The organism is Chryseobacterium hagamense, from assembly GCF_007991455.1.
Lineage (GTDB): Bacteria > Bacteroidota > Bacteroidia > Flavobacteriales > Weeksellaceae > Chryseobacterium > Chryseobacterium hagamense.
Genome location: NZ_BJYJ01000036.1, coordinates 1 through 8886 on the forward strand (window position 1 = coordinate 1; position 8886 = coordinate 8886).

General features: G+C 37.0%; 6 protein-coding genes. 3 read left to right on the forward strand and 3 right to left on the reverse strand.

What is annotated here, in order from left to right; genetic code table 11:
• Nucleotides 1-77 precede the first annotated feature (77 nt).
• On the reverse strand, nt 78-731 hold the full coding sequence (locus CHA01nite_RS18400) for a hypothetical protein (RefSeq protein ID WP_146944099.1): 654 nt from the start codon (nt 729-731) through the stop codon (nt 78-80).
• 688 nt (nt 732-1419) lie between these two features.
• Here CHA01nite_RS18400 and CHA01nite_RS18405 point away from each other — a divergent pair.
• On the forward strand, nt 1420-1764 hold the full coding sequence (locus tag CHA01nite_RS18405; protein ID WP_146944101.1) for a helix-turn-helix domain-containing protein: 345 nt from the start codon (nt 1420-1422) through the stop codon (nt 1762-1764).
• Nucleotides 1765-1893: 129 nt separating this feature from the next.
• On the opposite strand, the gene CHA01nite_RS18410 is transcribed toward CHA01nite_RS18405, so the two are convergent.
• Both CHA01nite_RS18410 and CHA01nite_RS18415 read right to left on the reverse strand, forming a co-directional pair.
• Nucleotides 1894-4491, reverse strand: a complete 2598-nt coding sequence (locus CHA01nite_RS18410) for an AAA-like domain-containing protein (RefSeq protein ID WP_146944103.1) — start codon at nt 4489-4491, stop codon at nt 1894-1896.
• A gap of 1 nt (nt 4492) precedes the next feature.
• Complete coding sequence (locus tag CHA01nite_RS18415) at nt 4493-6121, reverse strand: 5'-methylthioadenosine/S-adenosylhomocysteine nucleosidase family protein (protein WP_146944105.1); 1629 nt, start codon at nt 6119-6121, stop codon at nt 4493-4495.
• Between the two features lie 297 nt (nt 6122-6418).
• Here CHA01nite_RS18415 and CHA01nite_RS18420 point away from each other — a divergent pair, with 297 nt between their 5' ends.
• Both CHA01nite_RS18420 and CHA01nite_RS18425 read left to right on the forward strand, forming a co-directional pair.
• A complete protein-coding gene (locus CHA01nite_RS18420) occupies nt 6419-7093 on the forward strand; it encodes a response regulator transcription factor (protein ID WP_146944107.1) in 675 nt (224 codons plus the stop codon).
• Between the two features lie 5 nt (nt 7094-7098).
• Nucleotides 7099-8457, forward strand: a complete 1359-nt coding sequence (locus tag CHA01nite_RS18425; protein WP_146944109.1) for a HAMP domain-containing sensor histidine kinase — start codon at nt 7099-7101, stop codon at nt 8455-8457.
• Nucleotides 8458-8886 lie beyond the last annotated feature (429 nt).

Below are 8886 nucleotides of genomic sequence, written 5' to 3' on the forward strand. Positions count from 1 at the left end.
AAAATATCCGCAATTCATCCATCTAAAATCTCATGTGACTGATGTGTTACAATCTCTTCCGGTGAAAACGCTCTGCGTTATTTCTTTGTAGAGGTCCTTTTCACGATCAGCCACGCCGCATCCAGGATTTTTATCAGCTGGATATAGGGAATGATGATCCTCCTCTCCTCTTCGCACCTCGCATCGCCAAGCGAAAAATACACCACCGCCGAAAGAAAATTATCGTACTCATGCAACGTGCCGGTTTGGAACGCTTCCCGGAAGACCTTTACCGGATTTTGGTATTCTTCCGCCGAGAGGAAGCCCGGCAGCATGGGAGAATGGTTTTCCGGCAACATTTGAAATTTCCCTTTCTTTGATTTCTTCCCGATCAGGCGAGCGGCACGGATAAGCGACCGGAGCGACTGGTGCAGGTGGAAGACTTCGGCAGGGTCTTTAAGGATACGGGATTTCTGCCGGACCGAGCATTGCATCATTATGCTGAGGTTATGCTTCACTTCGGCCGGGTCGTTAAACTGGAAGAAGGTTTCCAGCAAATCTATCGCTGAATGCTTGCGGGTGCCGGACCAGAACCGGGCTCCGAAATCTCTTTTCTTGTTTTTCATTTTCTGTTTTTTAGGTTTATGGTAGTTGATAGCTGATAGTTGATAGTTGATAGTTGATAGCTTTTGGCTTTTGGCTTTTGGCTTCTGGCTTTTGGCCTTAAAATCTGATTTTAAAATTAACAACATGGTATTTATTAATTTATTTCAAATACGGATCAATCGTTACGACGGCGTTTTCCGGGTGGATCAAATGGTAACAGCACCGGTTTTCTCAGGTCATCATGGGCTGGACACGCCGGAGCCGGACGGTCCCAGGGGCAGGCCATGAACGGAGGCAAAGCAAAACTTCTGCCTGGTAACAGCAAACGGTTGATCTTTTATAAATTCCTTTCGTGACGAAAATCATTTGGAAAATTGAAAGAAAGCCAGTACTTTTAAGGGTTGGGTTTAAAATGGGGTTCGGCTTTCCTTTGGGGTAAAGGAATTTCGGAGGGCGGCGGTTTTCGGGTGCGGCGGTACCCCGCCTTTCCTGCCGTTGCGGGCAGTTTCGGTACAGCACGGTGATCACTGATGCAACAAGGTTCCGGTCAGGCCGGCGGGCCTTTCAGCAGCAGGGTGGAAATCTTCTTTTTCATCATCTGGTTTTTAAGATTGGCGTTCCCTTTGAAACCTGCCCCAAACCACCCTTTGCCGACAAAAAAGTGATGCCTATTTTGACAACCCTTTCACAGAGATTCCCAAATAGAAATCGCTGTGCCGTCCCGGAATGCGTTTTTTTAATGGTCTTCAGGGGCTGTTGTTGATTCGCTGATACAAATATAAAAATAAATTTTAATACACCCAACATATTGGGCTATATTTTTTTTTAATAGATATGGAAAAAACATTTTCTTTCGAGACTACCGGATTTGATTTTGCTTTTATAAATCATGTAAAAAGCATCCGTATCGACAAGAAACTTAGCGGAGATCAGCTAAGTCTTAAAATGGGTGTTGCAAAGAGTTTCGTAAGTAATGTAGAATCATATACTCAACGCCATAAATACTCCACCCGCCACATTTCGTTGCTGGCCAAAGCTTTCGGCTTCAAAAACATTTCCGAACTGATGGACTTCCCCACTCCGGAACATGACCGCATCAAAGTTACCGTGAAGCAGGTTTATAATGAAAGCGGGACGAAGGTGATGGAGAGCGAGGTGGTGGGGATTGAGGAATTGTAATTGAAATTTTTAACTAATTTTTAATAATGATTTATATTCAATAACTACTAAAGCTATTAGGAATTGTCATTTGTATGTTTAATATTAATTTAAGCCATAAACAATAAAATTAATTGATTTGCTAAAATATCAATCAATAACTATACACTGCCCTTTTTTTAAATCTGCTTCAATTTTTTTGAATTTTACAATATCCACATTGCCATTTTTATATAGCACTTTAATCTTATCATTTCTACCATATTTTCTATTCAATTGTTTATTTATAACTTTATCAGTATGTATAAACAAAAATTTTTCAGCATTTTTCTTTATTAGATTCTTATTATTAATACTTAGCAGTTCGCTTTCCGACAATTTATATTTAGATGATAATTCCAAAATTTGTGAAGCTTTTGCTATTCCATTTTTTAAATCATTTATATATGAAAATATATTTAATTCATGATGATAAATTAACAAATAATTTATTTTTAAATCTATACTAACCTCATTACTTACACTCTTAATTAATTCGACATAGTATAAAGCCTTCGAATAATTCTTATTTTCAATAATATCTTGAATCCGTTTATGAAAAATTCCAAAGTCAAAAAAATTAATTTTTCCTAAAAAATCTTTTTCAAAACATTCTATATAATCTTCAAATAGGCTAGGATATGTATTTATATCTAATGTATAAGCAAGAAGTTTAATAACTTGTCCTTTTACATTATCTGTTAAATTATACAGTGGATTATCTCGATTTTCGTAAATATCATAAAGTAATTCTATAGAGCCGTCCCAGTCGTGATTTTTACTAATATTTATTAAAGAAATTTCATATAAACATTGGGCTACTGAATCATAATTAAGTAAAACTGTATATGGAACTAATCTTTTGAAGAGTGTTTTGTCTTCTAACGAAAAGGTTAATAAAATCAATTCTTTAAAATCTTCATAACTGAAATCTAATGGTTTCTCTACATTAATTTCAGATGGTTTAATTTTATTATCAATTATTAGATTTGCTAATCCTTCTATTAGCTTATATCTTTCATCATAATCATCAACAATATTAATTAATGCTATGATTACGCTTGCTTTTTTGCCATTTGTAATTTCATAAGCCCTATAGAAATATTCAGTTGCGAGATCACTATCAGATTTCATATTAGCTAACACTCCTAAATTATAAAATGCTACACTCTTTAGTTCTGTCACAAAAGATTCATTTGCCTTAATTTTTTCTGGTAATTCTTCAACAGCGATTGATTCAAAAATGCATTGGGCTTTCAATTTTAATTCAATATCTTTAGATACCATAGAAAAACTACCATAATTAATTAGTGCTCGAAGATATATTTCATCATTTTTCTTTCCATCAATTACTATCTTCAAAGCATCTAAGCTTTCTTCAATCATATTTCGGTAGTAATATACAAGTCCTTTGATATAATGTAGATTGAAAAAGACTTTGCTTTCATCTTCCTTATCAAAAGATGATTTTTCCAAATATTTAGATGCTTCTTCTAATTTGTTTGTTCTAAAGGCAGCTAAACCTATGTAATAATAGTATAAAGAACTTTCTTCCTCATCAAATTCATTATCTTCCAGATATTTCTCAAAAGCAATGAATGCTTCTTCATAATTTTCTTGAGAGATATAATCTAACGCCGTGTTTATAAATCCTTTTTCGTTCTCTTCAATTGATCTTATCCAACCTAAACTTAGAGCTTCTGCAATTATCTGATTCTTGATAATTATATCTCTATCATTATAATTAATAATTCCTGATAAATATAATTTACTCTTTATTTTATCAGAAATTGATTTACCATTTCCATAAGAAATTTCCACGATTGAATTCCTTAGTTCTTTATCTTTCGAAACAAGCTCTCTGATATTATCAATTGGTGCTTTATCATAAGATTTTAAATATAACTTCTCTACAATATTATCTACTAAATTTGGTGAACATTCAATATTCTCAATAGCACTTTCAATATCAGCACAAACATCCCAAGTCATTCTGGGATTTCCGTGAGTCCAATAGTAGATTCTATTTATTGAATCTTCATTTAAATTTAACTTTGCAATTTTTAAAAAATCTAAAAACTCTTTCTTTGAGAAATCATTGAGATAAATTTTTTGTCCAATATTAAATGGGGATACTTTTGGATCTTTTATAATTTCATTAGGCTCAACTACTCCTGATAATATGTATGTTAAGTTATTAAATCCTTTATAATTTACTCTCGCAGCAAAATACATGCTCCTTATTTGAGAAAATATTTGATCTGAGTAACTTGTTTTTGTTAATGCATCTATCTCATCTAATATTATAACAAGTTTACCACCTTGTACTGCCTCTAGTAATAATCTTAATTCATTTGTATGCTGTTTATGTGGCGGGATATCATTTAATTCCTTTCTTTGTCTATATATAATTTCGGCTACACTATCAAATTTTTCATATGAGTCAATAGCAGTATCAACTATATTTTGAAAGCATCCTTTAGCTGTCTCAAAAATATTTGATAAATCAACATATACAAAGGCGTCCTCATTTCTTTCTAATTTAGATTTAGCATGAAGCAATAAATTTGTTTTCCCCATTTGCCTTGAAACTAAAACATATCCAGGTCTGCCCATATCAGCTATTATTGATTCTACCTGCTTATCTGCATCCCTTTGTACATATAACGATTCAGGAATTATTGTGTATGGTTTTAATATTTTTTCCATGCTATATAAATTCTCTTTCTGTTTCGCCTAAAATTTTCAATAAGGTTTCTTGATCAAACTTATTCAAACTTATTGCACTTCTTAAAAATTTCTTAATAAACCTAGGTGATCCCTTTGCTCGTTTTACCAATTGATTAGTAATATTTTCATGTAAGTCGAAATTTAATTCTCTAAAAATGATTCCTATTAACAACTTAATTTCAGTTTCATCCCAGTAATTTAATTCTAAAAAGGTAAATTGTTGATGAATTTTTTTCTGGTTAGGTGTAATATATTTTTTAGGATTATCAATACAAGAAAGAACAAATTTTACTTTACTTAAATCCTTTTTGAAATTCTTTGAAATCAACAAAGAGAATAATTTTTCAGCAAACTCTTTTTGTTCCTCGTCAGAACTAATAGGAATTTCTTCTATAAATATTACAATATTTCTATTTGTATAGTGTTCTTCTAATAGCCTAAGTATTTTCTTACTACAATCATTAAAACTAATTGGTTTTGAAACTGTAGTACTCACTTTATCTGCAATACCATAAAAAATTTCATCAAATAGACTTTGTATACCTTCACCTATACACAGGCTTAAGTCAATCAAAATAAATTCTTTATCATTATTAATAAGATTTCTAGCTATCAAATTTGATTTACCACAGCCACTTGGCCCATGAATCCAAATACCAAATTGGTTTAGAGAACTATTAAAAGTAATATCCTGATCTCTCTCTAAATAAAATTTATCTTTTTCATTATCATCATAAAGTTCAAAAAGTATATTAGATACATCTTTTGGCTCAAAGACATTTTTTTCTTCATAAGGAAATATGTTAATTTCTTTGAAGACAGAATCTGAAATGAATATTTGTTTACATAGATCTAGTGCAGATGAAATAGCTAAAATTTGATTATGTTTCTTATTTTGTCCTTTTTTACCATCAGCAAAATCACAAATTCCTTTCACTAAAATACAATCTGTTTTAGTTGCTTCACAAATTGAATATAGTCCTACACCTTCCATTTCACCACCTTTTGAATCTGGGTATTTTGCTGCTAAACGATCTCTATGACTTATATTATCTATCAATTCTTCTCCAGAGAGAACTCTTGTAAAAATGATTTCGGCATGACTATTTTCGCTCAGTAAATAATTCCAATCTCTAATATTTTTAAATCTATTTAATAGAAGTTGACTGGATTGTATCTCTTTACCTCTTTGAATTATAGTATCAGTTCCTACTCTTTTTGAATCATATGGAATTATTGATTCAGCAACTAATACATCACCAATATTTTGTTTATCACTATCGACTCCAAATGCTATCCCTATCATTAGTACTACTTTAGATTTTAGAAGTACTAATGCTTTACTTATTGTTATTATAGAACTAGATGGCGATAATGAACCCATGGAGCATTGAACATGAACCACTTTATATTTTCCAAAAACTCCCAAATAATATGTGAAATTATCATAATAAAACTTAACTACCTTACTATATTTTGATAAAGGTTGTAAAGTTTTATGTGTAAATTCTGTTTCTAATTCTGTAGCTGTTGCTAATAATATTATATTATCATCAATTAAATGTTTTATCTTATCAAAATCTAATTCAAGATACTCGGTTTGACTCATGTCTTTTAATTTGCCTGATTATTAAACTGTACAAATCTAATCCTAATTTCCACTCGATATCATCACTTTTATAAATTACCTTAAATAATTAATAATATTGATTTGAAAAAAATTTAAAATTATATTCAATTACTTAGAATTCACTTTTGAACTTAATTAGCAAATGTAATAATAACAAATTACACAGGTTTACGGCAATCCGTATTTATACTGAATTTTATATCTTATATCATTACCTTTTTCACTCAAAAATCCCCTTAACTTAAAATTCCCTATCTTAGGGCTTAATTTCGCAACATGAATATTCTCCTGGTCGAAGATGACGAAAGAATCAGCCGGTTTCTGGTGAAGGGGCTGGGCGAAGCGGGGCATCAGGTGAGCCTGGCCGAAAGCGGTGAGGCGGCAAGGGAGATGATAGGAACCTATGATTTTGACGTGATCCTGATGGACCTTATGCTTCCCGGCCTGGACGGGATCCAGCTGACGCAGCTGATCCGGTTTAAGGAAATCCACATCCCGATCCTGGTGCTGAGCGCGCTGAACAGCCCCGACGACAAGGTGAAAATGCTGGACCTGGGCGCCGATGATTACCTGACGAAGCCTTTCCATTTTGATGAGTTGCTTTCGCGGATCAATGCGCTGACCCGCCGCAACCGGCTGTCCTATCAGAAAAGCCCGGAACTGCTGCACTGCCGCAACATCACCCTCAATAAGGACCTCCATACCGTGACGCAGGACGACCGGCCGGTAAACCTGTCGCCCACGGAATACAAGCTCCTGCTGTTCCTGCTGGAAAACAAGAACAAAGTGCTGAGCCGCACCCAGATCCTGAACGGCGTCTGGGGCATCAATTTCGACAGCACCACCAACGTGGTGGATGTCTACATCTCCTACCTCCGAAACAAGATCGACGAATCCGGGGAGCAGCTGATTTATACCGTAAAAGGGGCCGGCTACCTCATCAAAGACTGACCGGGATGACGCTGAGGAACCGCTTTACCCTGATTTCCAGCCTGTCGTTCGGCATTGTTTCGGTCATTACGTTTGTGGTGATCTTCATCGCCTATTACGACAGCACGAAGCTTTCTTATTTCGACCGGCTGAAAAACACGGCGCTGATCTCGGCGATCTATTACCTGGAGAAAGACGAGCTTCCCAGGACGAGGCACCTGCAGATCAAGAAAGAATACAACCACCTCATCCGCAACAGCCAGGTCGCGGTGTACAATCCGAACAACGCAGTGACCTTCGGGATGAACCTCGACGACCCGAACATCAGACCGGAAGACCTCCGCAGGGCCCGGACCAACGGAAAGGTGCAGTTTATGGCGGACAACCAGTTCTATTACGGGATTTACTACCCGGACAACCAGGGAAATTTCGTGGTCTTCGTGAAGTCGTCCGGCGATTCGTTTTCGTCGCAGGTCATCCGGCTGCTGATCATTATGCTTTCGGTACTGGCGGTCGGGCTGCTGGCGATTTACCTGCTGAGCCGCTACCTTTCCAGGATCGTCTACAAACCGGTCTCGGAAGTCATCCGACGCATCAACAATGTCAGCGAAACCGATATTTCCCAGGCCATCACCTCCACCAACACCCATGATGAAATCGATGAGCTGATCAAATCCTACAACCGCCTTCTCGGAAGGATCGGTGAAAACATGCTGCTGCAGCAGAACTTCATTAATTACGTTTCCCATGAGTTCAAGACGCCGCTGGCCGCCATTTCGGGCAGCCTGGAAGTCTTCGCCCGGAAGGAACGGTCGCCGCAGGAATACAAAGAAGTAGCCGAAGAAGTGCTGGAAAACGTTTACGAAATCGAGAGCATCCTCAACAACCTGCTGCTGATGTCCGGCCTTTCGAAAATCGAAAAACCCCGGCAGCTGTTCCGCATCGATGAAGTGGTCTGGAAGGTCCATGAAAAGCTGCAGAACCACCGGAACCGGAACCCTTCCATGATTTCCGTAAAGCTTGAAGTCAGCAATTTCTCCCTGCTCGAATACCACGGCAACGAAACCCTGCTCTATCTCGCGTTGTACAACATTGTTGAAAATGCACTTAAATATTCGGAAAACCGTCCGGTACTCATCCGGATCTATGAGAAAGATAAGCATCTGGCGGTGGATGTTGAGGACTCCGGGATTGGGATTGCACCGGAGGATCTTCTGAAGATCACGGAAACGTTCTACCGCGGCAAAAACGTGGGCGCGGTGAAAGGAAGCGGCATCGGCCTGTCGCTATCCGAAAGCATCCTGCGGCATCATGGTATTGAGATGGGGATTGCATCTGAGCTGGGGAAAGGGACGACGGTTTCGATGGTTTTTCATGGGGATTGACTCTTTTTTGAATTGATTGTTCTTAAAAACCACCCCGTCAAAAATTCTTTGAATTTTTGCCACCCCTCCCCTGGAGGGGAATTTTAGGACCTTTGATAATCAACGGTTTAAAATATCAATAGAAATGGGCTTTAGCCCATTTGCACTACGAAGCATAACAATCGGCTTTAGCCGAAACCTACCTTAAATTTCGGCTGAAGCCGGTTTTTAATGGCAACCATACCATCCATCGGGCTAAAGCCCGATGCTATTGATAATCAAACAATAGCTTATAAACCATCCGATTAAATTCATCGATAAAAAGACGATTGATCTTACCATAACCGCAAAAACTTCCAGCTTCCGGCACCCCTCTCCCAGCCTAACCCAGCTTCAGTTTCCAACTCATCTCAAAACAAACACCGCCGGTCATACTTTCTGAACTGGTTA

Bases quoted from the DNA above. Each gene is read 5' to 3' on its own strand.
- CHA01nite_RS18400 (WP_146944099.1), bottom strand. From the start codon at position 731: ATGTTGTTAATTTTAAAATCAGATTTTAAGGCCAAAAGCCAGAAGCCA.
- CHA01nite_RS18405 (WP_146944101.1), top strand. From the start codon at position 1,420: ATGGAAAAAACATTTTCTTTCGAGACTACCGGATTTGATTTTGCTTTT.
- CHA01nite_RS18410 (WP_146944103.1), bottom strand. From the start codon at position 4,491: ATGGAAAAAATATTAAAACCATACACAATAATTCCTGAATCGTTATAT.
- CHA01nite_RS18415 (WP_146944105.1), bottom strand. From the start codon at position 6,121: ATGAGTCAAACCGAGTATCTTGAATTAGATTTTGATAAGATAAAACAT.
- CHA01nite_RS18420 (WP_146944107.1), top strand. From the start codon at position 6,419: ATGAATATTCTCCTGGTCGAAGATGACGAAAGAATCAGCCGGTTTCTG.
- CHA01nite_RS18425 (WP_146944109.1), top strand. From the start codon at position 7,099: ATGACGCTGAGGAACCGCTTTACCCTGATTTCCAGCCTGTCGTTCGGC.